The 26,371-nt window shown below is 56.0% G+C and carries 22 protein-coding genes and 1 pseudogene; 8 read left to right on the top strand and 15 right to left on the bottom strand.

The annotated features are described in order from the left end of the window. Window positions 1-20: 20 nt before the first annotated feature. The gene (locus tag CTR2_RS16020; protein ID WP_087084550.1) at window positions 21-1,004 is read right to left on the bottom strand and encodes a DUF1852 domain-containing protein; all 984 of its coding nucleotides are present in this window, start codon (window positions 1,002-1,004) and stop codon (window positions 21-23) included. 45 nt (window positions 1,005-1,049) lie between these two features. Then, complete coding sequence (gene msuE, locus CTR2_RS16015; protein WP_087082720.1) at window positions 1,050-1,631, bottom strand: FMN reductase; 582 nt, start codon at window positions 1,629-1,631, stop codon at window positions 1,050-1,052. A 553-nt stretch (window positions 1,632-2,184) separates the two neighbouring features. On the opposite strand from msuE, the gene CTR2_RS16010 reads away from it, so the two are divergent. From CTR2_RS16010 to CTR2_RS16000, 3 genes are all read left to right on the top strand, one after another. Beyond that, complete coding sequence (locus CTR2_RS16010; RefSeq protein WP_087082723.1) at window positions 2,185-3,096, top strand: LysR family transcriptional regulator; 912 nt, start codon at window positions 2,185-2,187, stop codon at window positions 3,094-3,096. Further along, entirely contained in the window at window positions 3,093-3,746 is a 654-nt protein-coding gene (locus CTR2_RS16005) for an epoxyqueuosine reductase QueH (RefSeq protein ID WP_087082725.1), read from the top strand. Before CTR2_RS16010 ends, CTR2_RS16005 begins: the two co-directional genes overlap by 4 nt. 75 nt (window positions 3,747-3,821) lie before the next feature. After that, window positions 3,822-5,267, top strand: a complete 1,446-nt coding sequence (locus tag CTR2_RS16000) for a methylenetetrahydrofolate reductase C-terminal domain-containing protein (RefSeq protein WP_087082727.1) — start codon at window positions 3,822-3,824, stop codon at window positions 5,265-5,267. Between the two features lie 58 nt (window positions 5,268-5,325). On the opposite strand, the gene CTR2_RS15995 is transcribed toward CTR2_RS16000, so the two are convergent. The 7 genes from CTR2_RS15995 to prpC all read right to left on the bottom strand — a co-directional run bounded on the left by CTR2_RS15995 (window position 5,326) and on the right by prpC (window position 13,365). Continuing rightward, entirely contained in the window at window positions 5,326-5,748 is a 423-nt protein-coding gene (locus tag CTR2_RS15995) for an acyl-CoA thioesterase (RefSeq protein ID WP_254913294.1), read from the bottom strand. An 11-nt stretch (window positions 5,749-5,759) separates the two neighbouring features. Then, complete coding sequence (locus tag CTR2_RS15990) at window positions 5,760-6,620, bottom strand: isocitrate lyase/PEP mutase family protein (RefSeq protein ID WP_087082729.1); 861 nt, start codon at window positions 6,618-6,620, stop codon at window positions 5,760-5,762. Between the two features lie 60 nt (window positions 6,621-6,680). Continuing rightward, window positions 6,681-7,886, bottom strand: a complete 1,206-nt coding sequence (prpF, locus tag CTR2_RS15985) for a 2-methylaconitate cis-trans isomerase PrpF (RefSeq protein WP_087082731.1) — start codon at window positions 7,884-7,886, stop codon at window positions 6,681-6,683. 65 nt (window positions 7,887-7,951) lie between these two features. Next, a complete protein-coding gene (gene acnD / locus CTR2_RS15980) occupies window positions 7,952-10,591 on the bottom strand; it encodes a Fe/S-dependent 2-methylisocitrate dehydratase AcnD (protein WP_087082733.1) in 2,640 nt (879 codons plus the stop codon). Window positions 10,592-10,631: 40 nt separating this feature from the next. After that, on the bottom strand, window positions 10,632-11,609 hold the full coding sequence (locus CTR2_RS15975; protein WP_087082735.1) for a tripartite tricarboxylate transporter substrate binding protein: 978 nt from the start codon (window positions 11,607-11,609) through the stop codon (window positions 10,632-10,634). A gap of 49 nt (window positions 11,610-11,658) precedes the next feature. Beyond that, window positions 11,659-12,171: a GntR family transcriptional regulator gene (locus tag CTR2_RS15970; protein ID WP_254913296.1), complete on the bottom strand. Its 513-nt coding sequence runs from the start codon at window positions 12,169-12,171 to the stop codon at window positions 11,659-11,661. Window positions 12,172-12,180: 9 nt separating this feature from the next. Next, window positions 12,181-13,365: a bifunctional 2-methylcitrate synthase/citrate synthase gene (gene prpC / locus CTR2_RS15965; RefSeq protein ID WP_087082739.1), complete on the bottom strand. Its 1,185-nt coding sequence runs from the start codon at window positions 13,363-13,365 to the stop codon at window positions 12,181-12,183. Between the two features lie 174 nt (window positions 13,366-13,539). On the opposite strand from prpC, the gene CTR2_RS15960 reads away from it, so the two are divergent. Beyond that, complete coding sequence (locus CTR2_RS15960) at window positions 13,540-14,988, top strand: short-chain fatty acyl-CoA regulator family protein (protein WP_087082741.1); 1,449 nt, start codon at window positions 13,540-13,542, stop codon at window positions 14,986-14,988. A gap of 118 nt (window positions 14,989-15,106) precedes the next feature. Here the strand turns inward: CTR2_RS15960 and CTR2_RS15955 are convergent, their stop codons facing one another. Continuing rightward, window positions 15,107-15,502, bottom strand: coding sequence for a BLUF domain-containing protein (locus tag CTR2_RS15955; protein WP_254913297.1), 396 nt, complete (start codon window positions 15,500-15,502; stop codon window positions 15,107-15,109). A gap of 414 nt (window positions 15,503-15,916) precedes the next feature. On the opposite strand from CTR2_RS15955, the gene CTR2_RS15950 reads away from it, so the two are divergent. Next, window positions 15,917-17,494, top strand: a complete 1,578-nt coding sequence (locus tag CTR2_RS15950) for a methyl-accepting chemotaxis protein (RefSeq protein WP_087082743.1) — start codon at window positions 15,917-15,919, stop codon at window positions 17,492-17,494. 37 nt (window positions 17,495-17,531) lie between these two features. Here CTR2_RS15950 and CTR2_RS15945 read toward each other — a convergent pair whose 3' ends face one another. After that, window positions 17,532-17,711, bottom strand: coding sequence for a hypothetical protein (locus CTR2_RS15945; protein ID WP_087084553.1), 180 nt, complete (start codon window positions 17,709-17,711; stop codon window positions 17,532-17,534). 543 nt (window positions 17,712-18,254) lie between these two features. On the opposite strand from CTR2_RS15945, the gene CTR2_RS15940 reads away from it, so the two are divergent. Together CTR2_RS15940 and CTR2_RS15935 are read left to right on the top strand one after the other, a co-directional pair. Further along, window positions 18,255-19,058: a hypothetical protein gene (locus CTR2_RS15940; protein ID WP_087082745.1), complete on the top strand. Its 804-nt coding sequence runs from the start codon at window positions 18,255-18,257 to the stop codon at window positions 19,056-19,058. Window positions 19,059-19,143: 85 nt separating this feature from the next. Continuing rightward, window positions 19,144-20,230 (top strand): annotated as a pseudogene (locus CTR2_RS15935) (IS3 family transposase). A 1,159-nt stretch (window positions 20,231-21,389) separates the two neighbouring features. Here CTR2_RS15935 and CTR2_RS15930 read toward each other — a convergent pair. The 4 genes from CTR2_RS15930 to CTR2_RS15915 form a co-directional block, all read right to left on the bottom strand. Then, a complete protein-coding gene (locus CTR2_RS15930) occupies window positions 21,390-21,953 on the bottom strand; it encodes a fasciclin domain-containing protein (protein ID WP_087082749.1) in 564 nt (187 codons plus the stop codon). Window positions 21,954-22,160: 207 nt separating this feature from the next. Next, window positions 22,161-22,889 (bottom strand): anti-sigma factor, encoded by a 729-nt coding sequence (locus CTR2_RS15925; protein WP_087082751.1) that lies wholly within the window; start codon window positions 22,887-22,889, stop codon window positions 22,161-22,163. Continuing rightward, window positions 22,886-23,464, bottom strand: a complete 579-nt coding sequence (locus CTR2_RS15920; RefSeq protein ID WP_087082753.1) for a sigma-70 family RNA polymerase sigma factor — start codon at window positions 23,462-23,464, stop codon at window positions 22,886-22,888. Before CTR2_RS15920 ends, CTR2_RS15925 begins: the two co-directional genes overlap by 4 nt. A gap of 66 nt (window positions 23,465-23,530) precedes the next feature. Then, window positions 23,531-24,106 (bottom strand): DUF3455 domain-containing protein, encoded by a 576-nt coding sequence (locus CTR2_RS15915; RefSeq protein ID WP_087082755.1) that lies wholly within the window; start codon window positions 24,104-24,106, stop codon window positions 23,531-23,533. A 750-nt stretch (window positions 24,107-24,856) separates the two neighbouring features. Here CTR2_RS15915 and CTR2_RS15910 point away from each other — a divergent pair. Continuing rightward, window positions 24,857-26,170 (top strand): ferredoxin reductase family protein, encoded by a 1,314-nt coding sequence (locus CTR2_RS15910; protein WP_087082759.1) that lies wholly within the window; start codon window positions 24,857-24,859, stop codon window positions 26,168-26,170. The last annotated feature ends 201 nt before the right edge of the window (window positions 26,171-26,371 follow it).

Genomic DNA, 26,371 nt, shown 5'->3' with positions numbered 1-26,371 from the left:
TAGTGCTGCATTTAAGCAGGTCAATGAGAGAAATTGCGAGCCCATTGTTCCAACACGCCCTTATAGGGCTTGATGAAATGCTCCTCGGCAAACTTCCCCTGCTTGACGGCCAACTGGCTGCGCTCGTCCCGGTCATAGACAATCTGCGTTACTGAGTAATCTTGGTTTTTCAGACTCGGTTGATAAAGCTTTCCGGCCGCAGAATTGGCGTTGTAGATTTCGGGGCGATAGATCTTCTGAAAGGTCTCCATGGTGCTGATGGTCCCGATCAGCTCTAGATTTGAGTAGTCGCTCAGCAAGTCGCCGTGGAAGTAGAAAGCCAATGGCGCGACGCCGTTTGGGGGCATGAAAAAGCGAACCTGCAAGCCCATTTTTGCGAAGTATTGGTCTGTGGATGACAGTTCATTCTGTAGATACTCAACGCCCAGCACGGGGTGGTGATTTTCAGTGCGCTGATAGGTCTTGCTGGTCGAGACGCTGATGCAGATGACGGGTTGCTTGGTGAAGTGCCGCGTGTAAGTGCTGGAACTCGCAAAATGCTGGAACAGCTTTCCATGCAGGTCGCCAAAATCGGTAGGTACACCGAATTGCGGACGGTTTACGTTGTAGTCGGGCAGCAGCACGCTGAAGTCGTAGTCACGCACGTAGGAGGAGAAATTGTTTCCCACAATGCCGTCGATGCGCTTGTTTTCCTTCTTGTCGAGGAAGCTAGTTTTCAGAATCTCAATCAACGGAAATGCGTCGCTGCCGTCTTGGGCCGCAATACTCATTTCCACAGAGATGATCTCCAGCTCGACCGAGTAGCGATCTGCTGTCGGGTTATCCCAATGCGCTAGATCATTGAAGCGGCGGTCAATCATCCTTAGCGTGTTGCGCAGGTTTTGCTGCCGGCTTGTGCCGCGGGCCAAGTTGGCAAAGTTGGTGGTAATGCGAGTGCTGTCCGATGGGAGATAGTTTTCATCGAAACAAATGCTCTTGAGACTAAAGGTAAGTTGTTCGTTCATGGCAATCTGGTGATTCAATATTCAAGTGAAAGACTGGTGTTTTGTTTAGGCCGCAAGCGCTTCATTGACCTCAGTGACTAGGGCATGGCCTGCCAGCTCCAAGAACGGCAAGGCCCGCTGGACCGCCAGCCTGGCTCGCTCAAGCAAGGCCTCGTCCTGCAAGCGATAGTTGGCAAAGTCCCTGTCGGTCGCATAGACCCCCAGAGGCAAGGTGCGCGCCTGGAAGAAGCTGAACAGCGGACGCAACTGATGGTCGATCACCAAGGCATGGCGCTCGCTGCCGCCAGTAGCGGCCAGCAGTACAGGCTTGTCGATCAGGGCGTCCTGATGAATGAAGTCGAAAAAGTGCTTGAACAGTCCCGTGAAGGAGCCTCGATATACGGGCGTGACCACCACCAGGATGTCAGCTTGCTCTACCAAGGCAAGTGCCCGCTCCACGGTCTCGGGCAGATGGGAGCGCCAAACCGAGCCCGCCAACTGCGGCGCGATCTGGCCCAGATCGACCAAACGTCGCTCGCATGGAACGCTTTCCGCAATCAGGCCCAACAGGTGCTCAGCCAGGGCAGCAGATTTGGCGGGGCTTTGCAGGCCACCGGAGACCGCGACCACACGAAGTGTTTTTGTCATTTGTAATTTCCAAGATAGATTTAAACGGTGGGGATTCCCAGCAATTTGCGTGCACGCAGCAACAGTCTTTCCGCATCACGGTCGGTGTACTGTGTGCAATTCACTGCCATCCAGTTCTCAAGAATGGTGCAGGTGACCTGCAGCAATTGCAGGTGCTTAGACCATGCGCCATGCCGTCCGTAAGGCAGTCTCATGCGCAGAGCTAGCTCTAGCACTGCCTGAGCCGCATCTATCCAGCCTTGATCCAAGGCCGGTGCATTTCGCAGCTCGACCGTGCCATATAGCTGTAGAACGAGATCGGCTTTGCGATCTAGCGCAGCTGCTCGAATCTTCTGTGCATGGCTCACCCGGAGTACCCGTCTTTGACAGCAGGGCTTGATCGAAAGAGTGCGCTCATCGGAGAGACGCTCACCAAGTGCCTGTGATATTTGTTGTTAAGCATGCCCATGAGCGCTCCGGAAACCTGAAACAGCAATGAGTGCAGATGGTATTGATGGCGGTCAATGAAGTAAAATGGTTTTATTTCATAAATCCATGAATGTGAATCATCTGAATGCTTGAGCGTATCCACCTCAATATCGTGAAGCAGGTCGAGAAACAAGGGTCGTTGACAGCTGCCGCAAGTGTTCTGAACCTGACCCAGTCGGCTCTAAGCCACAGCATGAAGAAGCTGGAGCAGCAACTGGGCACGGATATTTGGTTGCGCGAGGGCCGAAGCCTGCGGCTGACGCAGGCGGGCCAGTACCTACTGGCAGTGGCTAACCGTGTGTTGCCGCAATTGAACCTGGCCGAAGAGCGATTAGGTCAGTTTGCTCAGGGCGAGCGCGGAGCACTGCGCATAGGTATGGAGTGTCACCCTTGCTACCAGTGGATGCTCAAGGTAGTTGCCCCCTATCTGGCTGCATGGCCTGACGTTGATGTGGACGTCAAACAGAAATTCCAGTTCGGTGGAATCGGTGCGCTATTTGGGTATGAGATCGACCTGCTGGTCACGCCTGATCCGCTGTACAAGCCGGGTCTGAAGTTCGAACCCGTTTTTGACTATGAGCAGGTGCTTGTTGTGGCCAAGGGTCATACCTTGGCATCAGTGCCATACGTGAAGCCCCGCCAACTGACTCAGGAAGTGCTTATCAGCTATCCCGTGGAGATAGAGCGCCTGGACATCTACAACCAGTTCCTGTTGCCTGCCGGAGTTACGCCCAAGCGCCACAAAGCCATCGAGACCACGGACATCATGCTGCAGATGGTCGCTAGCGGACGTGGAGTGGCAGCCCTGCCGCGCTGGCTGGTCGATGAGTACGCGGTGAAAATGGACGTGGTGCCCGTGCGACTTGGGGTACGCGGAATCGCCAAGCAGATCTTTTTGGGCGTGCGCGAATCGGAGACCGCCATCGATTACATGCAAGCTTTCATCGAACTGGCTCGCCAGCCTGTCACCACCGGCAACCAAGGAGCCAGCTCATGAACACCGCCGTAGAACGTAAACCCCTTCCATTGCCCGGTGGTCATGACAAGGTATTGCTGCACTCCTGCTGTGCGCCTTGTTCAGGCGAGGTGATGGAGGCCATGCAGGCCTCCGGCATTGACTTCACAATCTTCTTCTACAACCCCAACATCCATCCATTGCACGAATACGAACTGCGTAAGAACGAGAACATCCGCTTTGCCGAGCAGTTCGGAATTCCCTTTGTTGATGCGGACTATGACCGCGACAATTGGTTTGAACGCGCAAAAGGCATGGAACATGAGCCCGAGCGTGGGGTTCGCTGCACCATGTGCTTTGATATGCGTTTTGAACGCACCGCGTTGTATGCGCATGAGAACGGCTTTCCAGTGATGACCAGTTCGTTGGGAATCTCGCGTTGGAAAAATATGCAGCAGATTAACGACTGTGGCATGCGTGCCGTAGAGCACTACCCCGACCTCATGTATTGGGACTACAACTGGCGCAAAGGCGGCGGCTCTGCCCGCATGATTGAGATCAGCAAGCGTGAGGAGTTTTATCAGCAAGAGTATTGCGGCTGTGTGTACTCATTGCGCGACACCAATGCTCACCGCGTTGCGAATGGTCGGGAGCGCATCAGGCTCGGAGAGTTGTTCTACAAAAACGAGTGAAGTCGATGAGTGCTTTGACCGGCCCGCTCTGTGGCGCGATGTACTTATGCCTAGTCTGAGCGTACAGCTATTGCAATGAGTTTCTTGAAAAAAGCGCTGGATGCGCAGCAGTTTGTTTGTGTGCTTGAATGGACGCCCCGCGACAACAAGGCGTCTGCGGCGAGTCTGCACCAGTTGATGGAGCACCAGCAACTGGCTGGAATGCCACTGGTGGCTGCATTGGCTGACCGTGTCGGGCAAAACGCGCAGCTCAGCTCTTTGGCCAGCTTCGAGCGACATCGAGGGCCGTTTCCGACTTTGCTACATTTTTCGGGTAAGGATCGCGCTCCGCAGCAGTTGCAGGCGCAGCTGGAGCAAATGCAAGAATTCGGTCTTCACGATTTATTGCTGCTCAGCGGTGACCGCGATCCAACTCATACGCCTGGTCAGCGCAGCGTGCGCTATTTAGAGTCCGTTCCAGCATTGCAGCAAGCGCGCCATCAGCTACCTGGGGCGTCACTTGGCGCAGCGCTCAACCCTTTCAAGTATCTGGAAGAGGAAGGCATTGCCCAGTACTACAAGGCACACAAGAAACTGATTGCGGGCGCCGACTTTCTGACCGTGCAACTGGGCTTTGATGTCGCCAAATACGACGAAGCATGGCAGTGGATGCATAAGCAAGTCTCGCCGAAGCCCTTGATGGCTTGCGTGATGGCCTTGACACACACCCGTGCGCAGTTTTTACGCCATGTGCCTGGGGTAGTCATCACACGTAGCATGATGGATCTGCTGGCTGCCGAAGAGCAGCAAGGTGCAGATTGGTCCCGACAGCGCAGCACAGAGCGGCTCGCCTTGCAGATTCTCGGCTTGCAGCTCAAAGGCTACGCAGGCGTACACCTCTCCGGCATACATGGGCAAACACAGTTCAGTGAACTGGAGAATGCACTTGAGCGCTTGCTTGGCAATATTGAAACTCAGGAGCAATGGAGAGAGGCCTGGGCGAGCCTATGGCAATACCCAGGTACCGGCAAAGTGAACTTTGCCCCTGAAGAAAGTGACTGGGCACCTGGCCTGGAGCGCGTGCAGGCTAGCATTGGTGAGCTTAGACGCTTTCACCGGTTGCAAGCCCTTCATCACCTGTTCTTCAGTGAGCAGTCGGTCTTGGGCAAAGCCTTGGGTTCGGTGATGCGCTGGCCCTTGTGGCAATCGCCAATCGCCGCGCGAATCCTGCATCGCGTGGAGCGAGGTATCAAGCGACCTGTGCTTGGTTGCGATACCTGCGGCCATTGTCGGCTGGAGCAAACCTTGTATGTCTGTCCCGAAACCTGCCCCAAAGGGCTGGCCAACGGCCCTTGTGGCGGCACTCACCTCAATCGCTGTGAGTTCGGGGACCGGGAGTGCATTCACAGCGTCAAATATAGAATTTCGGTCAGTGCCCAACAATCACAGGTGTTGCGTGAGGTACTGATTCCCATCGTGCCTGAGCAGACACGGCATCAAAGTTCTTGGCCTCGCTGGTTTCGCCCAGACGATGTCATATGAACTCGGTACTCAGGGGCGAGCCTGTCCTCTAGATCGCGCGTACGAACCAGCCTGACGCCTAGCAAGTGCTGGGCTGCGGCAGACATCCTCTGTCAATGATCACGGGAGCCCCCGCCATGTCCACCGCGACCATTTCGAAAGCTCCTTGCAGGACGACCTGGGGCGGCTCGCTCAGACGGGTTGCCTGCCCCGTGACATTCACCGACATGGAAGATTTGCCAACCCGACTGACCCAGGCCCGAAGCGTAAGCTGAGCACCTACCGGAACAGGAGCCAGAAACTCGGCTCCAGCGACAGATGCCATGACGACCTCTTGTTGAGCCAGTTCGCGCGCTACAAGAAAGGCCGCCTTCGCCATCATCTGCAACCCCTGTCCTGCAAACAGCGTTCCGTGATGATTGGCGAGTGCCGGCAACACCAGCTCGCGAAGTTCGATGGCTCCATAGGACGCCGGCCCAGTAGCGGCCATGTTGGCAGTCATGAGTGGAGCGCCTACTTGTACTTCTGTTCCAGCCCATCCCAGAAGTCCTTGTTCACCAGCCGCTGGCGTTCAAGGAAGGGAGCGACGATGGCAGGGTCCTCATCAACCTTGTGATCGTCGCGCAGCAGCGTCAGGCACTTTTGCATCCCGGCCACGGCACCTTGCAGTGCTGCATTGGCGTAGAGCACAAAGCCATAGCCCAGTTCGCCCAGTTCGTCGGCGTTGAAGATGGGGGTCTTGCCGCCGATGACCATATTCATGAGCTGCGGGGCTTGCAGACGCAGCGGCAGGGTGCGCACTTCTTCGGCCTGGGTGACGGCTTCGACAAACAGGATGTCGGCACCGGCTTCCTGAAACTGCTGGGCGCGCTCGATGGCGGCTTCAAAGCCATGGACGGCTGCAGCGTCAGTTCGGGCCATGATGAGGGTGCCGCTATCGCGGCGCGCATCGACGGCGGCCTTGATCTTGCCCAGCATTTCGCTGGTTTCGATCACGGCCTTGCCATTGAAGTGGCCGCAGCGTTTGGGGCTGACCTGGTCTTCGAGCTGAATGCAGTCGGCACCGGCACGCTCCAGCGTGCGCACGGCATGGTAGGTATTGACGGCGTTGCCAAAGCCGGTGTCGGCATCGACCAGCAGCGGCACCTCCACGGCATCGCGGATGCGGGCCGTATGGTCGGCGATATCGCTGAGGCCCATAAAGCCCTGGTCGGGCATGCCGAACCACATATTGGTCACGCCGGCACCGGTCACATAGATGGCTTCAAAGCCCAGATCGGCGATCAGCCGCGCCGACATGGCGTTGAAGGCTCCGGGAACAATGACGCCACGGCGGGCATCGGCCAAGGCCTTGAGTTTTTGCTTGGGGTTCATGTTGTCTCTCTGTTTGAATGGGGCGGCACTTTTCTTCCGTGCCGTTGTGTTGTGCGTTGCCTATTGCGCGTCCAGGACTTCTCCGGGTACACGAATCCAGCCTTCCATCAGAATGCGGGCGCTACGGCTCATCAGAGCCTTGCTGACTTGCCACTCACCGCTAATCAATGTCGCTTCTGCTCCGACTCGCAGCGTGCCGCTGGGATGTCCGAAACGCACTGCATGGCGCTCACCGCCACCAGCAGCCAGATTGACCAGGGTGCCCGGAATCGCCGCTGCCGTGCCAATGGCTACCGCTGCTGTTCCCATCATTGCGTGGTGTAGCTTGCCCATGGACAGTGCCCGTACTACCAAATCAATGTCCGGGGCTTCAATGGCTTTGCCGCTTGAGGCCATATAGCTTTGCGCGGGTGCCACAAATGCAATTTTTGGAGTGTGCTGACGGGTCGCGGCTTCGCTCAAGTCCTTGATCAATCCCATGCGCATGGCACCGTGTGCCCGAATTGACTCGAATTTCGCAAGCGCTGCTGCGTCATTGTTGATGGCATCCTGCAGCTCGCAGCCCGTATAGCCCAGGTCATTGGCGTTCAAAAAGATGGTCGGAATGCCTGCATTGAGCAGGGTGCAGGCAAAGCTGCCGATGCCGGGAACGTCTAGACGATCGACCAAGTTGCCGGTGGGGAACATGGCACCGCCATCCTCATCATCGGCGGGATCGAGAAACTCCAGCGGTATCTCTGCCGCTGCAAATGTCACGCCATCCAGTTCGAAGTCCCCGGTTTCCTGCACCTGCCCGTCAGTGATCTGCACATGAGCCACGATGGTCTTGCCGATGTTGGCCTGCCAGATACGAATGGTGGCTGTTCCGTTGCGCGGAATGCGCTCGGCGGGAATCAGACCCATGTGAATGGCGCAGGGGCCTACGGCGGCGCTGAGGTTGCCGCAGTTCCCGCTCCAATCCACAAACGGCTTGTCGATAGCTACCTGACCGAACAGATAATCAACATCATGATCGGCACGGCTGCTTTCACTCAGAATCACGCCTTTGCTGGTAGAGGACGAGGCATTGCCCATGCCGTCTATCTGCTTGCCGTACGGATCGGGACTGCCCAGAGCGCGTAGAAAAATCGCGTCACGTACGGGGCCAGGCTGTTGGGCAGCTTCCGGCAGCTCCTTCAGTTTGAAGAAAACCCCTTTGCTGGTGCCGCCACGCAGGTAAGTGGCGGGGATCTTGATTTGCGGTGCAAACCGTTGGTGATCACTCATTCTGTCTCTATCTGTGTTGAGTTCTGAAAATGGCAGCGTCGAGTTGTGATCGGCTGCCGTAGTACTTAAGCCTCAGCAGCCAGTTCCGTGCGGCTGGAGCTCTCTGCCAGAAAATCCTGCGCAAATCGCTGCAACACGCCACCGGCTTCGTAGATGCTGACTTCTTCGGCGGTGTCCAGACGGCAGAGCACAGGCACTTCGGTGCGGGCACCGGTGGTGCGGTAGATATGCAGCGTCAGTTCGGCGCGGGGCTTGCGCTTTCCGATGACATCAAAGGTCTCGGAGCCATCCAGACCCAGCGTGTGGCGTGTGGTGCCGGGCAGGAACTCCAGCGGCAGCACGCCCATGCCGATCAGGTTGGTGCGGTGAATGCGCTCGAAGCCCTCGGCCACGATGGCTTCCACACCGGCCAGGCGCACGCCCTTGGCGGCCCAGTCGCGGCTGGAACCCTGGCCGTAGTCGGCGCCCGCGATGATGATCAGCGGCTGCTTGCGGTCCATATAGGTTTCGATCGCTTCCCACATGCGCATGACCTGGCCTTCGGGCTCCACGCGTGCCAGCGAGCCCTGGCGGGTTTCACCCTTGTCGTTGACCACCATCTCGTTGAATAGCTTGGGGTTGGCAAAGGTAGCGCGCTGAGCCGTCAGGTGGTCGCCGCGGTGCGTGGCGTAGGAGTTGAAGTCCTCCTCGGGCAGGCCCATTTTGTGCAGATACTCGCCTGCGGCCGAGTCCATCAGGATGGCATTGGACGGCGAGAGGTGGTCGGTGGTGATGTTGTCGGGCAGGATGGCCAGCGGACGCATGCCGCGCAGCGTGCGCTCGCCCGCCAGTGCGCCTTCCCAGTATGGGGGGCGACGGATATATGTGCTTTGCGGGCGCCAGTCGTAAAGCGCTTCCTCTTGCTCGCTGTTGTTGGCGTGGATGGCGAACATGGGCTCGTACACCTTGCGGAACTGCTCGGGTTGGACGGCAGCCTTGGCCACAGTGTCGATTTCCTCATCGCTGGGCCAGATGTCCTTGAGGCGAATGTCGCGCCCTTGGAAGGTTCCCAGCACATCGTTTTCAATGTCGAAACGGATGGTTCCTGCGATGGCATAGGCCACCACCAGCGGGGGAGAAGCTAGGAAGGCCTGCTTGGCGTAGGGGTGGATGCGGCCATCGAAGTTGCGATTGCCGGAGAGCACGGCCGTAGTGTAGAGGTCGCGGTCGATGATCTCTTGTTGAATCACGGGGTCCAGCGCGCCACTCATGCCGTTGCAGGTGGTGCAGGCAAAGGCCACCACGCCAAAGCCCAGCGCCTCCAGGTCATGCAGCAAACCAGCTTGCTGCAGATACAGTGGCACGGTCTTGGAGCCGGGGGCCAGCGACGATTTGACCCAGGGCTTGCGCGTCAGGCCCAGATTGCGCGCGTTGCGTGCCAGCAGGCCGGCTGCGATCACATTGCGCGGGTTGCTGGTATTGGTGCAACTGGTGATGGCTGCAATGATCACGGCACCATCGGGCATCTGGCCTTCTTGCTCGGTCCACTCACCGGCAATACCCTTGGCGGCCAGATCGCTGGTGGCCAGACGCGCGTGCGGGTTGGATGGGCCGGCCATATTGCGCACCACGCTGGACAGGTCAAAGCTCAGCGTGCGCTCGTACTCGGCGTGTTCCAGGCTGTCTGCCCACAGACCGGCCTGCTTGGCATAGGTCTCGACCAGTTGCACCTGGGCGAGCTCGCGGCCAGTGAGCTTGAGGTAATCGATGGTCTGCTCGTCGATGGCAAACATGGCAGCCGTGGCTCCATATTCGGGTGCCATGTTCGAAATGGTGGCACGGTCGCCAATGGTCAGGCTGCGTGCGCCTTCGCCAAAGAACTCGAGATAGCCGCCCACCACTTTTTGTTGGCGCAGGAACTGGGTCAGGGCCAGCACGATGTCGGTGGCGGTGATGCCCGGCTGGCGCGTGCCGGCCAGTTGTACGCCAATGATTTCGGGCAGGCGCATCCACGAGGCACGGCCCAGCATCACGTTTTCTGCCTCCAGACCACCCACGCCCACGGCGATTACGCCTAGTGCGTCTACGTGCGGCGTGTGACTGTCCGTGCCCACCAGGGTGTCGGGATATGCTTCACCATTGATAGCGTGGATCACAGGGCTCATGCGCTCCAGATTGATCTGGTGCATGATCCCGTTGCCTGGCGGAATCACCTCGACATTCTTGAAGGCTCGCTTGCACCAGTCGATGAAATGAAAGCGGTCCTCATTGCGCCGGTCTTCGATGGCTCGGTTTTTCTCAAAGGCCTGAGGATCGTAGCCACCACACTCCACGGCCAGCGAATGGTCCACGATCAGCTGCACAGGCACTACCGGGTTGACGGCGGCCGGATCGCCGCCTTGCTCTGCAATCGCATCGCGCAAGCCGGCTAGGTCGACCAACGCAGTCTGTCCCAGGATGTCATGGCAGACCACGCGGGCCGGGAACCAGGGAAAGTCGCGTTCGCGCTTGCGTTCAATGATTTGCGTGAGGTATTCGGTCAGATGGGCCGGATCGCCGCGCCGTACCAGGTTCTCGGCATGGACGCGGCTGGTATAGGGCAGTGTGATCCAGCTGCCGGGGCGTATGGCTTCTACAGCGGCTTGCGCGTCAAAGAAATACAGGTCTGAGCCGGGCAACGGCTTGCGGTAGGCGTGGTTGGCGTTCGTGCTCTGGGGCGAGGTCATGGTTGTTGTGGCCGTTGAGAAGAAATAGGGCGGGTCAGGGTTACTGTCCTGAGATGGCGTTGTCTTGCGCCACCTTGCTGTATCGAGGAATCTCGGTCTTGATGAGCTGGCCGAACTGCTGGGGGCTGCCTCCTGCAGGAGAGACCCCAGTGGGTTCCAACTGGGCAATCAACTCCTTCGATTGCAGCCCAGAGTCCAGCGCTCTGTTCAGAGTGGACAAAATGGAGGCCGGCAGGTTCTTCGAGGCGATCAAACCGTGCCACGCCACCACGTCATAGTCGGGTAATCCGCTTTCAGCCACTGAAGGAATGTCTGGGTAGACCGTAAGGCGTTGGGCAGTGGTTACTGCCAGAGCACGCAGCTTGCCGGACTTGACATGTGGCATCAGGCCTTCTGTGCCAGCTACAAACATGTCCACATTGCCGGCCAATAAATCCGTGATGGCCGGGCCGGTGCCTTTATAGGGAATATGGGTGGCCTTCACCTTGGCCATACCAAGCATGTATTCAGTGGCGATGTGCAGGTGACTGCCGTTGCCGGCAGAGGCGAACGTGAGTCTGCCGGCCTGCTGGCGGGCATAGGAAAACAGCTCTTGCAAGCTCTTCACAGGTAGCTTTGGGTTAACACATACCACATAGGCACCCTTGGACAGCTGGATCACGGGCGTCATGTCGGCCACCGGGTCGAAGCGCAGCTTATAGAGCGCGGGATTGACCGTGTAGCTGCCTGCAATCAGCAGCAGTGTGTAGCCGTCTGCGGGCGAGCGCAGCGCGTATTCCGTACCCAGAGTGCCGCCTGCGCCTGGGCGGTTTTCCACATACACAGGCTGACCCAGACGCTCGTTCAGTACATTGGCAGCCACGCGAGCAATAAAGTCCGATCCGCCGCCTGGCGCAAAAGGACAGACGATCTTTAGAGGCTTGGTGGGAAATGGTGAGTCCGCCCTGGCAAGACTTTGCCAGGCCACACCCAAGGCTGCCAGGCTGCTTTGAAATTGTCTGCGTGAAATGGAAGCCAAGCTTGTCTCCTTGGAAGATGCTGATGTTGTAACTGTGATTGTTGGCGCCTCAGTGAGGGGCTTCCACTTCAAAACGGGTTAGCTTTTCGGTCGCAACATCCCAGTCCCTTCGATGGGCACCGGCAGTTGCGAAATCTGGGCCCAGCGACAGCTGTAGACGTGCCTGCGCCAGTCGGTACATGGCGAGCGTGAGCTCTCGGCAGCTATCCGGTGCTTTAAGCTCAAGTTGCCGCAACCGGGTTGCCAGCAGGCTGCATAGTTGCCTTGCTTCATCCACTTGTTGTGCGCTTAGCTCAGTCACGGTCATGCCCCGTCGGGCATGGGCCGTGAGCAGGCCTTCGTGGCATAGCAGCTTCATCGCCTCACGAACCGGTGTACGACTGACTCCAAATTCCTGCGCCAGAGCACCATCGTTCACATCGCTGCCGGGGGGGATCTGGTGGGCGAGTATTCGTTCACGCAGCTTGTCGGCGATGGCAATGCACAGCGAATGAGGTCGCATGGCTTGGGCGCTCTTTGGAGAAATATTGGGAAAGAAAGTCATACGCAAGCTGGTGTTCAAGGCTCTGCTTTACTGGCGTTCGTCAATAGGAACGAACTGCAAATCATCCGGGCCTGTGTAGTTAGCGCTGGGGCGAATGATCTTGTTGTCCTGGCGCTGTTCGATGATGTGGGCTGCCCAGCCGCTGGTGCGCGCAATCACGAACAGCGGCGTGAACATGGCGGTGGGCACGCCCATCATGTGGTAGCTGACGGCGCTGAACCAGTCGAGGTTGGGAAACATGTTCTTGACGTCCCACATCACCGACTCCAGACGCGCTGCAATGTCGTACATCTTGGTGCTGCCGGCTTCGTCCGACAGCTTCTTGGCTACGCCCTTGATGACGACATTGCGGGGATCGCTCACGGTATAGACCGGGTGGCCAAAGCCAATCACGACCTCCTTGGCATCTACGCGGCGGCGAATGTCGGCCTCGGCTTCGGCAGGGTTGTCATAGCGCTTCTGGATCTCGAACGCCACTTCGTTGGCTCCGCCATGCTTGGGGCCACGCAGCGCACCAATCGCCCCGGTGATCGCCGAATACATATCGCTGCCCGTGCCGGCCACCACCCGGGCCGTGAAGGTCGATGCATTGAATTCATGCTCAGCATACAGATTGAGCGAGGTATGCATGGCACGTACCCAGCTCTCGGACGGCTTGGCGCCATGCAATAGATGCAGAAAGTGCCCACCAATCGAGTCGTCGTCTGTTTCAACTTCGATACGGCGGCCCGAGTTGCTGAAGTGATACCAGTACAGCAGCATGGAGCCCAGGCTGGCCATCAGGCGGTCGGCAATATCGCGGGCACCGGGCAAATTGTGGTCGTCTTTCTCGGGCAGAGAACAACCCAAGGCCGAGACGCCGGTGCGCATCACGTCCATGGGATGGCTGGCGGCAGGCAATTGTTCCAGGGCAATCTTCACAGCAGCAGGCAAGCCCCGTAAAGCCTTGAGCTTGCTCTTGTACGCCTTGAGCTCCGAGCGGGTGGGCAACTTCCCGTGAACCAGCAGATGGGCGATCTCCTCAAATTCGCAGACCTCGGCAATGTCCAGAATGTCGTAGCCTCGGTAGTGCAGGTCGTTGCCAGTCTTGCCCACGGTACACAGGGCCGTATTGCCGGCAGTCACGCCAGAAAGGGCGACAGACTTCTTGGGCTTGAATGCGCCTGCAGCGGTGTTGGGGGATGCAGTGCGAGGTTCGGCCACGATGCTCATGCGGGTCTCCTTGATGTGATTGAGATAGCAGTTGTGTCTGCGATACTTCGCAATCTACGCATTTGCTTTTTCTCCGTATAGAGCTAAATTGGCGAACGCTTGCGAAGGAGAATCTGCATATTTGCAAATATTGCAAATTATTCAGACATAGCAACAAGAAAAAGGAGCGATGAATTGGCCAAGACTTTCATGGGTGTTCGTTTGCGCAGCCTTAGGTCCGAGCGCGGTATGACGCAGGCAGCGCTGGCCAAGGCGTTAGAGCTGTCGCCGAGCTATCTCAACCAGATCGAGCAAGACCAGCGGCCGCTCACCGTGCCAGTACTGCTGAAGATTCACAAAGTGTTGGGTGTAGATATTCAGCAGTTTTCCGAGGATGAGGAAGCCCGTCTGCTGGCTCAGCTGCGAGATGCGCTGGCAGCCATGCCCCAAGCTGACGGGACGGTGCCGCTGCCCGAACTACGCGAGGTGGCCTCCAAGCTACCGCAACTGGCCCAGGCCTTGCTGGCCATGCATCAGCGCCATCTGGCCGATGCCGAACGGCTGGAAGCACTGAGCAGCCGCCTGGGCGACGGACGATCTGAGCTGGAAGGAAGCAGCGTGGTACTGGGCGAGCCAGCAAGGCAGATGCCGTTTGAGGCGGTACGAGACTTTTTCTTTGCGCACCGTAATTACTTTGACCTGCTGGACCGTGCGGCAGAAAACTTGGCCAGGCAGGCCAAAGAGCAAGGCAGCAGCCTGCAGGAATGGCTGCAGTACCGCCTGCAAGCACGGCACAACGTCCTAGTATTGCGCGCATCCAGCGGGCAGGACACGGGACTGGATCAAAGCCATCGCCGCTTTGATACAGGTACACGCACCCTCTATGTCGCACCTCAGCTTAGCCCGGCACAACAGGCATTTCAGTTGGCTACTCAACTGGCGCTGCTGGAGTTTGAGTCGCTGATCGACGAAGCGCTTCATTCCACGCAATGGCAGGACGACGCCACCAAACGCCTAGCGCGCACAGGTTTGGCCAACTACGTGGCGGGCGCTTTTGTTCTCCCTTACCGGGAATTCCTGCAAGCTGCGGAGAGCTTGCAGTACGACATAGACCTGTTGGCTCGGCGCTTTGGAGTTGGGTTTGAGACCGTATGTCACCGTCTCTCCACGTTGCAGCGTGCAGATGCGCCAGGTGTGCCTTTTTTCTTCATTCGAGTGGACCGGGCCGGCAACATCAGCAAACGTCAGTCGGCCACGCATTTTCACTTTTCCAAGACCGGTGGAACCTGCCCCCTCTGGGTTGTATATGAAGCCTTTACGCAACCTGGTCGGATCGTGCCGCAGTTGGCGTCCATGCCTGACGGACGCGTGTATCTATGGATTGCCCGCACCATCAGCCATGCAGGCTCCGGTTGGGGCTCCCCTGGAAAGACTTTCTCTATCGGCCTTGGCTGTGACTTGCAGCATGCTGCACGACTGGTGTACTCCAGAGGGCTAGACCTGCGCAATACTGACGCCGCAACACCTATCGGTATGGGGTGCAAGGTCTGCGAACGCAGCGCCTGCCCGCAACGGGCATTCCCGTTTGTCGGCAAGCCTTTGCGGGTGAACGAGAACGAGAGCGGTTTTGTGCCTTATGGCTAGCATTGCTATTTCATATTACCGCTTGCAATCCAAACTGAGCAAGTAACAAGTGATAGCGCACAGCGGAATCTATCGCGATACAACCATCATTGGCTAATTCGGCGATTTATCAGTAAATTTATGCAGTGTCAAGCTGGGGCAGTAATTGCAACAAGCAAGTGACTGCCGCTTCCCCTTCAAGCGCCCATATTGCCAAGAGAGGATTGGCATCCTCATCCGATACGTAAGCCACGTTCCACTCTGAAAAATGACGCTGCGTTATCCCTTGAGCCTCATGCAGAGGGGTGAATTTTGTATGCCTAGTGTCTAAGGCTATTCTTCCGAAAAGTGCAAGCACGTGCTCACTAGGACCTTCAATGTATTCAACGAAGTGTTGGCCATCAAAAATCAGAAGGCCTGTGATGTCATGATTCTCATTGAAGCCGCGAGAGAGTCTCACTATGTCTGCAACGCAGCTCACATTCTCATCTACAGAAATGTCGCTGTGGTAAAGAAAACAACCGAGTAGTGCCAACGCAACCTCCATCATTTTTGAACGAGTATATGCAACTCAGTAGAAAAAATAGCGGTTGATAAATATCCTATTTTAAATAGGTGCTTGAATTCTGTCTCTTTGTAAAAGTGTGATGTAGAGCTGATCCCTGTGGTTCCTGTACATGGACATTCTTTTAATTGCTGCCTTACATAAACCTTGCTTTTTTGCCCTGCTTGGGGATAAGCCTTTCATGACTTGATCTGCATCAATTTGCAGAAATATTTTGCTGTGTTAGTCAATACGGGTAAAACTCTGTGAAATAATTTGAAACACTTGAGTCTTGTAAAAATTAACAATAATGCGAATTGTTCTCTTTATTTTCTGATTGATGGAGCCAGATGTTTCTGCTCTCCTTTAAGAATTGCAATTTGGTAAATTAGAAAATCCACGATAATGAATTTTATAAATAATCTGAAAATAGGTACTCGACTCACCATAACGCTTTGCATACTACTTGCACTGACTGTTTTGATAGGGGCAGAAAGCTTGATCAAAGCGTCTTCGATACAGAGCAGTATAGTGGATATTACTCAAAGGCGCATGGTCTTAATTGCCCATCTCAATGATTTGCGCCTGGAAGTTAATAGGCAGTCACGCTTCTTGAGAAACATGGTAATCATCAATGAATCAGACAAGATTAATAATGAGCACAAAGCGATCTTGGATTCCAGGGAGAAATCTGAGAGATTACTAAAGTTGCTCTATAAGGAGGTGCATGCTCCAAAGGGTCTTGAATTATTAAATAAGGCAGTAGAAGCGAATAATAAATTTCAATCGGATGGTGATCAATACTTCAAGCTGCTTGATGAGGGAAAGAAAGATCAGGCCACGCATCATTTGATAGAAGGTCTTCGGCCCATTCAGCTTGAATACTTGAATATTCTGAATCAGTCTATTCAGTTTCAGTCTGACTTAGCAAGTGAATCATCGCTTGATGCGGTGAAATCAGTGACCTCTCTTCAGCGAACTACATTAGCGGCTATCGCACTGTCACTCATCATTTCTACGGGGCTTGGATTCTGGATTGTTCGATCAATTACAAAGCCGATTAGTCGTTCCGTGAATATTGCTCAAGCCGTGGCTGATGGTAATTTAAATACAACCATTGAGGTTCAATATCGAGATGAAGTTGGGCAGCTCCTTGAGGCTCTGCGAAACATGCAGACGGAGTTAGTTGCTGTCGTGAGCGCAGTACGTACCGGTTCAGTATCTGTCGCTGCAGCGAGTGCGCAAATTGCACAAGGTAACCTGGATCTGTCACAAAGAACCGAAGAGCAGGCAACTGCTCTTGAACAAACGGCAGCTTCGATGGAGCAACTGTCGGTGACGGTGGGGCAAAACGCCGAGAGCGCTGCAGAGGCCAGCAGACTCGCCCAAAGTGCATCTAGTGTTGCGACCGAAGGTGCTGATTTGGTTTCGCAGGTCGTTGAGACAATGCATGGAATCTCAGTCTCTAGTCAAAAGATCAGTGAGATTATTGGTGTCATTGATGGCATCGCGTTTCAGACGAACATTCTGGCTCTCAATGCTGCAGTAGAAGCTGCCCGGGCCGGTGAGCAAGGGCGTGGATTCGCAGTGGTCGCTGCTGAAGTTCGCAGTCTTGCTGGACGCTCGGCAGAAGCGGCGAAAGAGATTACTAACCTGATTACCGATAGTGTTCAACGAGTGGAGCGCGGAAACAATTTGGCGCATCGCGCAGGTAGCACCATGCAAGACATCGTCGATGGCATCGAGCGTGTTAATGGATTGATGGGAGAGATCAGCGCGGCAAGCAGAGAGCAAAGTCAGGGAGTAGCTCAAGTGGGTGAGGCAATCATGCAAATAGATCACGTTACTCAACAAAACGCCGCTTTGGTTGAAGAAGTCTCTGCAGCTGCAGGTAGTCTTAGCGAACAGGCGAATGAGCTGGTCAAAGTTGTCTCGACCTTTGAACTTGACACTAAGGGCGGCCCTAAACTGGCGCACTCTTAACAATCCAGCGGTACCGTGCTCATGGTTGTTCCTTCAGTCACTGCACCGTCTTGTCATCTAGCCATTCGACAGGCATGCCCGGGCAAGCGAATTCGTCGCACAGGCTCTGGGTGATGGTCTGGGGCGCATCGGTTTGGGTATCAGGTGCGGCCAGCCAGGCTGTGAGAAGCTGGGTACCAACTATGACAAGCAGGGCGTCAACAATCGTCTTCAGCATGAGGATTTCCTGTTTGCTATTAAAGATGAACACCCAGAGGTGCCAGGCTTCTGGCGTGAGCGCCATGGCCACGGCCGCGTCGACTAGACAGAAGAGGCCGAAGCCGGTGAGTGTCCATTGCGCGGCAAGAAGCAGCTTCGTCGCAGGGGTAGGGTGTCCATGAGAATGCATGAAATCTCCTGAGGGCAAAGAAAAAGCCCGCGAGCTGGTACCGCGGGCTTTGAATAGAGGGCCGATGACCTTTCGAGTCATGCCTAGGGAAAGATTGAGGGGGGGCCCAGGCTCGGCGTAACAGGTGGATTGAGTCGAATTCTGCATGACGCTTTCGACCCAAACAAGACGAGTTCGGCTTACACCAAAAGAGGTAGCAACTTCTGGCCTGAGTGAGTATGAGGCTGTGCCAGGTACGGCCACTCTAAGCCCGCGAGCGGGCTGGGGGGCCAACGGTTGCACAACCAATGCATGGGGATATGTGAGCCTTTGCTCTAATTGACGCTACAGATCGAAACACATAGCCTGATTGCTCCACTTTTAGGAGACGGCATGGCGCATAACGATGTGGTCTATTGGTCTATGCAAGAGCTACAGGAGTCTGTTCCGAGTAATGCTCAAGTTCTGGCATTTGGAGACTCCTGGTTCCACTATCCAATGTTGGGCGGATCGCTGATCAACAACATCGGGGATTTGGTCAAGCCAACAGGGCGGAAGATCCTGGTCACCGGCAAAAACGGTGTCGAAATTCGAAAGTTTGCGGAAGGCTACTGGCAGCAGCGTTTTCGAAGTGTAATGCGCTTTTACGGGAAAACATGCGACGCCATATTGCTGAGCGGCGGTGGCAATGACTTCGCTGGGTTTGATGATCTCCGACCTCTTCTCAAAGGCGATTGCTCGAACGCAACCACGGCAGAGGAGTGTTTTAGGGAGGGAGACGGGGAAGACACCATCATCAGACTTCAGCAACAAGTACGTGCAGCCTATGCTCAGCTAATCACTGAAGCATCGCTCACAATCCCAGGTTCGGCGAAGTTTTTCGCGCACAACTATGACTATGCGCCAGTTACTGGCAAGGGTTTTATGGGTGGCGAGGCCTGGATTCGCCCTGCACTAGAGGATGCCAGGGTGCCGAAGAAACTCCACAATGCCTGCGTCAAACTGATCATTGATGGTCACTCGAATACCTTGGCGCAGTTGCAGAGTTCATTGCCTGGCCGTTTCGTGTTTATTGATAGTCGAAACACTCTTGGCCCTAAAGACTGGGCCAACGAACTGCATCCCACTGGAAAAGGCTTTGACAAGGTCGTCAAAGCTGCTTGGGTCAGTCCGCTAAAACTGGCTGGCTTGATTTAAACGACCGGTACCAAGAACGCGACGTCCCCCCGGATTTGAGTAGCGTCTGACTCTGGAGTCCAATCCCGAAGACAGGAGATTGGACGTGAAAAAGAGATTTACAGAAGAACAGATCATTGGCTTCCTGCGAGAAGCGGAGTCTGGACTGCCAGTGGCCGAGTTGTGCCGTCGGCACGGTTTCTCTGAGGCCAGCTACTACCTCTGGCGTAACAAGTTCGGCGGCATGAGCGTCTCGGACGCGAAACGGCTCAAGGAGCTAGAGCTTGAAAACGCCCGTCTCAAGCGGCTGCTGGCCGAGTCCATGCTGGAGAACGAGGTGACGAAAGAAGCCTTGAGAAAAAAGTGGTGAGCGCACCTGCGCGGCGCGAGCTGGTGCGCCACATGGTGGTCTGCGGACTCAGTGAACGCCGCTCACTGCTCGTCATCGGCATGAGCGCCAGCGCCTACCGTTACAAGCCCGCTGAAGACCGAAACGGCGCCTTGAAGGACAAGATCATCGCTCTGGCGCAACGCCATCGCCGTTACGGCGCCGGCATGATCTATCTCAAGCTCAGGCAAGCTGGCGAGATCGTCAACCACAAACGGGTGGACCGCCTGTATGCCGAGGCTGGTTTGCAGGTAAGGAAACGCAAACGCAAAAAGATCCCGCTGGCCGATCGCCACCCGCTACAGCGTCCGATGACAGCCAAGTGTGGTCGATGGACTTTGTCTTTGACCGCACGGCCGAAGGACGCAGCATCAAGAGCCTGACGGTAGTCGATGATTCGACCCACGAGGCGGTAGCCATCGTGGCCGAGCGAGCAATGGGTGGCAACCAGTTGGTGCGCGTCCTGGATCAACTCGCCATCACAAGGGGACTGCCCAAAGCGATCCGAACTGACAACGGCAAGGAGTTCTGCGGTCGAGCCATGCTGAACTGGGCCCACGCCAGGGGTGTTCAGTTGTTTCTCATCGAGCCTGGCAAGCCCAACCAGAACGCCTACATCGAATCGTTCAACGGCCGCTTCAGAGAGGAATGCCTGAACGAACATTGGTTCACCAGCTTGGCACATGCCCGTGTGATCGTCGAGGCTTGGTGCCGGGAATACAACGAGGAGCGGCCGAAGAAGGTCCTTGGCGGACTGACGCCGGCAGCTTATGCCCAAAGGCTGATGCACAACCCGTTAAATTAATCCCCGGACTCCAAAGCCCCGTGCTACTGAAAATGGGGGACGTCGAACGCACAACTACCTCATCAAGAGGTAGTTGTGCTCAGATAAAGAGCCGGTGACCTTTCGGATCACGTCTGGGGAAGAAGGAATGTCGGGAGGAGAGGACACCCCAAGCCCGGCTTAAACAGGTAGATGGTAGGGTAGTGGCCCGATGATGGTCAGGCAATCAATGCGCACTTGGGTTAATGAAAGGTACTGTGCCATCTGGTGTGGCCACTGTCGCTTACGACGCGGAAGCCGTGCTGCACTACCAATTGACGGTAGCCCAGGGGAATGCCTTAGTTGCCGTACATGCTCGAGCAGCCCCGCTAGATGACCCTGAGTTCAGGGAAAAAAGCCACCTTGTGGGTGGCGTAAAGAGGCTCCATCTACGTCCTACTAGCTGGGCCCAACGCGAATGCTACCGGAATAATTTCAAGAAGGGCGGGCTTTTGCAGCTCAATACATTACGAAATGCGTTTGAGCATACATTTCCGCGCTGTGGTGGCACCGGTAAGGCCCTGCCGCATGCAGGTAGCTCATCGCGCAAGCGCATCAGACTGGAAAAATCCGCCTAGAAGGCTAAATGCTGAAGAAATCGAAGACGTTTGGTTCGGTGGTGTATTGGCTAGTCTTCGACATTGCATATTTCGACGCACAGACGAATTTTGTGACCGATGTTCGAGCCACGTATATCCCAAATAAAGTGGAGTACATCCGTGATACGCAGCAACTGTCCTGTCTGTGGCTCAGGATGCCACATCGCGTCTCTGAATCCATTCCAACTCATCTTGTCTCCGACGGAGAAGGGTTGAAATGGTGATGATGACTCAAGATGAACGACCGGATTATTCTTAATTAAACCCTGTGTAATTTCGAGGTGGTAGGTAATAGGGCGTGCCAGCATTTTTCCCTCAAATCGGTTTGAGCTTTTTCTACCACGTTAGTTTGCCTGTCTAGTCGTAGGATCCACAGAGTAGTTACATTGATCTTTGCTGGGGTGCTCAACGTACTCCCACGCATCTCATTGATATGTCGTGGTTGGGATCATGCCGTCAGTGGTGCTGGAGTCGGTCTCAATTGATGTATCCCCTATCCGCAGCTAGATGCCTGATCAGAGCCTCCAGCTGCAGGCTGGCGTTTATTTTGGTAGCAATACCTTGTCGATTACGTGAATCACGCCATTGGATTGATACACGTTAGGAATGGTCACTGTGGCCGTGCCTCCTTTTTCATCCGTCAGCATGATTTTCTTACCGCTTGCCTTCGCCGTCAGGGTGCCGCCACTGACTGTTTTGATCATGGCCTTGTCTTTGCCGTCCTTGATCATCTTGCTGAGTGCTGCGGCATCCCATTTACCCGGAACGACGTGGTATGTGAGGATTGTTGTCAGCGTGTCTTTGTTTTCAGGCTTGAGCAGCGTATCGACGGTACCCGCGGGAAGAGCATCAAATGCGGCATTGGTGGGCGCAAAGACGGTAAATGGACCGGGGCCCTTGAGCGTATCGACGAGGCCAGCAGCTTTGACCGCCGCGACCAGCGTAGTGTGATCCTTGGAATTGACAGCGTTGTCTATGATGTCCTTGGAGGGCAGCATGGGGGCGCCACCCACCATCACATCAGCCATTGCCGAAATGGATACAGCAGACATCGAGATAGCCAGGCTGAATGAGGCCAACTTGCGTGCAGATTGAATCGAGAACATGGATGCTCCTTGATGTACAAGCCGAAAAATGCCGGCTGAAAGGAATACGCAACCACTCCCTATCTGGATTCATTGAATTTCGCTATTTATTTTCTGCTGTCGATTCGATGGGTGCACGGGTGTAAGGCAAGGTTGCCTATGGCGGCCGCAATGTTTGCTTTTGGAGATGCCGGCAAGTGGCTCATCAACCCTCGAGCGGCAGAAGTCCTAGATCTGGACGGCTCGGCCAATGAACTGGATGGGGCCAGTGGGTCGCCCAATCGGGGAGCCGCCATAGGGTTCCAGGGTCAGCTCAAACAATTGATTGGGCTGTAGGGGGGGGAGCTTGTCCACTGGAACCTCTATGGCCTCGCCTGGCTTTACGAGGCCAAGCGATACTGGAGCGCTCCAGCCATCAGCCTTGGTCCAGAATTGCAGGGATTTTTCCGCGGGAACGTTATCGGTGCCTAGTGGCACCAGGCGCAGTCTGCCTTCTGTCTGGGCCTGCACGAGCCAGCCAGGGGACTGACTTTGAGGTGCTGCCAGCACCACAAAATAGCGTGGTGCAGCCGGAGAAGGAGCCTCGCGCGCTACAAGGACTGCCGCTAGCACTGCGGCAGCCGCGAAGCCAGTGCCTGTCAGTCCGCGCCATAGAGCGAGGCTGTCCCATTGCCACCAGCGTACTCGAGCTGGCACGCCTCGAGGGCGACTCGTTGGCGCGATGCTTGCGGCGATCCGCTGCCAGAGGCTGGCTCCTGGCTCCACAGGCTCGGCTAGCGTGGTCAGCGGCAACAAGCGCTGCTCCCATTCGTCCACAGCTGCGCGCAGGGCGGGCTCGTAGGGAAGGCGCGCTTCAATAGAGCGACGCTGGCCTGCATCGAGTGTGCCCAATACATACTCTCCGGCCTGTGTATGCAGGTCGTCTGGAGGTTGTGGTTGTTGGGTTTCGCTGCTCATTGCATGCATTCCCGCAGTGCCCGCAGTCCTCGCTGAATCCAGGCCTTGACTGTGCCCAGGGGGGCTTTGACCCGCTCGGCAATTTCGCTATGGCTGCAGCCGTCCACATAGGCGTGCAACAGGCAGGCGCGGCGCGCTGGCTCCAAGCCATCAAGGCAATGCCCCAGACGGCCAAGTGAGGCCTGTCGTGCAACCTCATCACCACTTTCCTGCCAGGCCGCAAAAGCCGCTTGTGCATCCAGGTGCGCTGTAGCTGGTTCATCCAACATGGTCTCTCGCGCGCTATCGCGCACTCGATTCAGTGCAGCATGTCTTACGATGCTGTAAATCCAGCCTCGGCCAGCACCACGGCTGGCGTCGAAGCTCGATGCACGCTCCCAGATTGACACAAAAGCGTCGTGAAGCACATCCTCTGCCGTAGCGCGGTCACGAACTATTCTGAGAGCAACACCCAGCAGATAGCGTGTTTCGCGCTCATAGATGCTGCGCAGGGCTTCGCGATCACCTCGCGCACAGGCCTGAAGCGCAGCGTCATGGTCGAAAGCGTCGTCTTGGAGGGCGGCAGCAGGCGGCACAAATAGAAGGTCAGAAGGAAATAGAGATAAATCCTCCGACCATTCTAGTCATGCCGTTGCAAAGCCTTACATCGTGGGTTTCCAGAAGATGTAGTCGGCCTGGTACTTGACCATGGTCTTCTGGCCTTTGGTGGCGGTGGTGCAGGGTTTGTCTGCAGGGGCAACACCCCCTTGGAGTGCGACGCGCTGAATGTAGCTCACGTCTACCAGCGCGCCGGCCCCCATGGCGGGATTGGCCTTTACCAACTGATAGGGCAAGCTGCCAGGGCTGGAGGGTGCTACTGCGAGTTGCGTAGCTGTGAGCTTGGATCCGTCATTGGCTTCCCAGGTTGCGGGAGGTCCGTAGTAGCGGCCCACAGTCTTGCCGGAGCGATCTTTCAACACCGCATCGGGACCAACAAAGACCCATTCGGTTTGGCCAGGTGCATTGGCCTTGTCCCGGCACTCATAGGTGATGTCGCCACTGCCAACCGTTTCCCAGGCTACCTTGTGACCGGCGGGAACCTGGATGGGAGCAGGCAGTGAAGCCTGAGAGAAGTTGCTGGCTGGTGACTTCATCGAGCCGCATGCAGCGAGCAGGGCTGCAGCGGAAGTGACGGCAGCAAAGGCGGCGAGGCGGTATGCGAAGCGAGTGGTCGACATTGAGATTCTCCAATTAGATCGGTTGGAAGGATTCACTGAAGCAGCACATTTTTTGCGTTGCTGCAGGTACTACCCACGAGATCGATGTTTGGATGCACCCAGTGCAAATTTTTTTACGTGTACCTTGAAGCTATAGCTAGTGGCCGCTTTAGTAGCCTTCGAACAAAGGCATTTCCGTCCCGTCGACCGCAATCATCACGCCCCACAGCTCATTGGGCTTGGCCAGTGTGAACTGCCGTAGCTCCTAAAGTAGATGAACTTTTGATGAATGGCGAATTCATGCGGGCTTCACGTCATCTTTCAAACAATGAAAGCAAGCGAGATTCTTCTATGCACAGAGATTGGAGCCTGCTGCCACTTCCTTGGCCACAGCGCTGAGCGTGCGAGAGAGATATGACAAGTTACATGCGGCCGGGTACGATCAAATTCGCGAGATTGGATGGAGTAATAGCCGATACAAAGCCGAGTTCTGGAATTCCAAGGGGCATGACATGACGCTGTATGTGAACACCTACATGGGTGAGCTGGAGCGCCGCAATACTCGCCGTTGAGCCTGGCTTGACCTATGGCAAGCAGCTAATCCTGAAGCCAGGTTAGCTTCATTGACATCAATCTAAAAGCAGCTTGAACCGCAAAGCAGAAATTCTGGTCTGCCGTTATGGAGTCGATGTAGCCATTTATGTATGCGTTAAGCCCATACCTGTTTATTTATCCGGTTGCTGCAGGATTCGAGCGAATTGGAGTGCTCTCATGCGCCGTTCTATTTTTCTTGTTCTAACTTCTTTCTTTGTGATCTGGGCCGTCGAGGCTTTTTGGTTGTCGCCATCCCCTTCGGGTGATTTTTTGTGGGTGGCACGCCAAGAAGGCATGCTTCTGACCGGTATTCTGGCTTTGGGGGCCATGACGGCCATCATGGTCTTGGCGTTGCGCCCTCGCTGGGTGGAGTCGCCTTTGGGTGGCATGGATAAGGCCTACCGTTTGCACAAATGGCTGGGCATCATTGCCATTGCGTTGAGCTTGGCGCATTGGCTGGTCAAGCAGTCCAAGCCCCTCATCGCGACGGCTATTGGCAGCACTGGCAGGCTGACCAAGGTGCCCGTGCCCGAGTGGGTCAGCCTCCTAAAGCCCTATGCCAAAACCTTGGGCGAATGGACCTTTTATGCATTGATCCTGATGCTGGTCATTACGCTGGCTCGTCGCGCAGTTCCCTACAAACGCTGGTACTGGTTTCATCGATTCATGCCTCTGGCATATCTGATACTGGTGTTTCATGGCATTGTGCTGACTCCTCCTGGCTATTGGAGCGGAGTGGGCGGCTGGCTGCTGGCGTTGACAATGGCCCTCGGCGTCGTTGCCGCCGTGATGCAACTGGTGCGTGACCTGCGATCGCGCTATCCCCATGCGGGCACCGTACTGTCATGCACGCAGCTCGGTGATGTGCTGGAGGTGCAATGCCGTATGGATGATTCCTGGCCAGGCCATGCTGCGGGGCAATTCGCCTTTTTGCGCCTGCCAGGGGAGAAAGAGGCGCACCCGTTCACGCTGTCCGATGCGGATCAGCAAGATCATGTCGTGCGCTTTCACATCAAACAATTGGGCGACTGGACTCGCAGCCTGCCCGAGCGTCTGCAGCCCGGCATCGTTGTGGAGCTGGACGGTCCTTATGGCCGCTTTGTGCCTCCAGATCACGACGATGGTGCCGTGCATGTATGGGTTGGCGCAGGCGTTGGCGCGACTCCTTTTCTTTCCTGGCTAGGCCAGCTTCACCATGACGGCCATGCCCCACAGGCCTGGCTGCAATACGCCTGCCAGCATGCGACCGATCCTCTTGCTCAAGCTCTGGAAGAGGCTGCGACGCTTCATCCCGATGTGCATCTGGATATCTTTGCCGACGGCCATCGCTGGACGCCCAAAGAGGTGCTTCAACGTTATCAGGCCGACAAGCCATTGCAGGTGTGGTTCTGTGGCCCAGCTTCCATGGGCAAGCAGTTGGAGCAAGCACTGGAGCAATCGTTGCCAACTGCTAGCTGGCAATTGCACAGGGAGCACTTCGAGTTTCGTTGACTAGATCACTCTATACATGCTTCATTTGCTATCTAGTCTCAATACCGACTCTCGTCCCTCGATGAGTTGCATGCACAAGTCAGACCACAGGCTGCCGACGGACCAGCAGGACAAGCGCAGCGTGATCACGATCGAGATGCAGGATGTGACCAGTGGCTGGCGGGGGGCAATATGGGAGGCGGCGCAACTGCTTAGGTTGGC

Origin of the sequence: Comamonas thiooxydans, assembly GCF_002157685.2 — a bacterium.
GTDB classification, from domain to species: domain Bacteria; phylum Pseudomonadota; class Gammaproteobacteria; order Burkholderiales; family Burkholderiaceae_C; genus Comamonas; species Comamonas testosteroni_H.
This window is presented reverse-complemented; position numbering and strand designations above follow the sequence as displayed.

Bases quoted from the DNA above. Each gene is read 5' to 3' on its own strand.
- CTR2_RS16020 (WP_087084550.1), bottom strand. From the start codon at position 1,004: ATGAACGAACAACTTACCTTTAGTCTCAAGAGCATTTGTTTCGATGAA.
- msuE (WP_087082720.1), bottom strand. From the start codon at position 1,631: ATGACAAAAACACTTCGTGTGGTCGCGGTCTCCGGTGGCCTGCAAAGC.
- CTR2_RS16010 (WP_087082723.1), top strand. From the start codon at position 2,185: ATGCTTGAGCGTATCCACCTCAATATCGTGAAGCAGGTCGAGAAACAA.
- CTR2_RS16005 (WP_087082725.1), top strand. From the start codon at position 3,093: ATGAACACCGCCGTAGAACGTAAACCCCTTCCATTGCCCGGTGGTCAT.
- CTR2_RS16000 (WP_087082727.1), top strand. From the start codon at position 3,822: ATGAGTTTCTTGAAAAAAGCGCTGGATGCGCAGCAGTTTGTTTGTGTG.
- CTR2_RS15995 (WP_254913294.1), bottom strand. From the start codon at position 5,748: ATGACTGCCAACATGGCCGCTACTGGGCCGGCGTCCTATGGAGCCATC.
- CTR2_RS15990 (WP_087082729.1), bottom strand. From the start codon at position 6,620: ATGAACCCCAAGCAAAAACTCAAGGCCTTGGCCGATGCCCGCCGTGGC.
- prpF (WP_087082731.1), bottom strand. From the start codon at position 7,886: ATGAGTGATCACCAACGGTTTGCACCGCAAATCAAGATCCCCGCCACT.
- acnD (WP_087082733.1), bottom strand. From the start codon at position 10,591: ATGACCTCGCCCCAGAGCACGAACGCCAACCACGCCTACCGCAAGCCG.
- prpC (WP_087082739.1), bottom strand. From the start codon at position 13,365: ATGAGCATCGTGGCCGAACCTCGCACTGCATCCCCCAACACCGCTGCA.
- CTR2_RS15950 (WP_087082743.1), top strand. From the start codon at position 15,917: ATGAATTTTATAAATAATCTGAAAATAGGTACTCGACTCACCATAACG.
- CTR2_RS15945 (WP_087084553.1), bottom strand. From the start codon at position 17,711: ATGCTGAAGACGATTGTTGACGCCCTGCTTGTCATAGTTGGTACCCAG.
- CTR2_RS15940 (WP_087082745.1), top strand. From the start codon at position 18,255: ATGGCGCATAACGATGTGGTCTATTGGTCTATGCAAGAGCTACAGGAG.
- CTR2_RS15930 (WP_087082749.1), bottom strand. From the start codon at position 21,953: ATGTTCTCGATTCAATCTGCACGCAAGTTGGCCTCATTCAGCCTGGCT.
- CTR2_RS15925 (WP_087082751.1), bottom strand. From the start codon at position 22,889: ATGAGCAGCGAAACCCAACAACCACAACCTCCAGACGACCTGCATACA.
- CTR2_RS15915 (WP_087082755.1), bottom strand. From the start codon at position 24,106: ATGTCGACCACTCGCTTCGCATACCGCCTCGCCGCCTTTGCTGCCGTC.
- CTR2_RS15910 (WP_087082759.1), top strand. From the start codon at position 24,857: ATGCGCCGTTCTATTTTTCTTGTTCTAACTTCTTTCTTTGTGATCTGG.